Annotated in this window: 2 protein-coding genes; both read right to left on the bottom strand. The window is 42.7% G+C overall.

Features of this window, described 5'->3' with window-relative positions; all coding sequences use genetic code 11:
- Nucleotides 1–188: 188 nt before the first annotated feature.
- Complete coding sequence (locus CIK04_RS29000; RefSeq protein WP_325205981.1) at nucleotides 189–578, bottom strand: DNA polymerase; 390 nt, start codon at nucleotides 576–578, stop codon at nucleotides 189–191.
- Nucleotides 482–756: DNA polymerase (locus CIK04_RS34755; RefSeq protein WP_325205980.1), on the bottom strand; the 275-nt coding region annotated here is incomplete at its 5' end. The genes CIK04_RS29000 and CIK04_RS34755, both read right to left, overlap by 97 nt.

Raw genomic sequence — 756 nt, 5'->3', positions numbered from 1 at the left:
ACCTCTGTACCCTACGCGTACTAATGTACAACAATTTGGTCAGAATTGTCAAACTTTTTCTGTAGTTTTTTTCATGAATTTTTATTTAACTACAACTCAACAATATTTCTGCAAACTTTTTTGATGATAAAAAAAAGCCAGAGTTTGTGCTCTGCTCATGATATTCATTCATTTTGTACAAAAAATGCTTAATGTGCTTGATCCCAGTTGTCACCATGGCCAGCTTCCGCCACCAATGGAACATTTAGCTGTGCTGCAGATTCCATCAATTGTTGTACTTTACTTTCAATTTCGGTCAAACAGGACTCTTCCACTTCAAACACCAGTTCATCGTGTACTTGCATCAGCAATTTGACTCGACCATTGCCTTCCTCTTCGAATCCACTGATCCACCAACAACATCGCTTTCTTTGATGATGTCTGCTGCTGTTCCCTGCTCTTGGAGCGTTGATCGCCGCACGTTCTGCTGCTTTACGACGCATCACATTGCGAGAGGTAATTTCCGGTAGATGCAAACGACGAMCMAAAATGGTTTCAACATAACCATGTTGAGAGGCATTTGAACGTGTGTCTTCCATGTACTGCATGACACCAGGGTAGCGACTCGTAAATATTTATCCATATAAGCTTGTGCTTCACCACGCGAATCCAGCTGTTTCGCTAAACCAAACGCACTCATGCCATAGATAAGACCAAAGTTGACGGCTTTGGCTCGACGACGCTGCTCACTGGAGACTTGTTCAATCGACACGCCCA

The organism is Vibrio sp. 03_296, from assembly GCF_002265885.1.
This window is presented reverse-complemented; position numbering and strand designations above follow the sequence as displayed.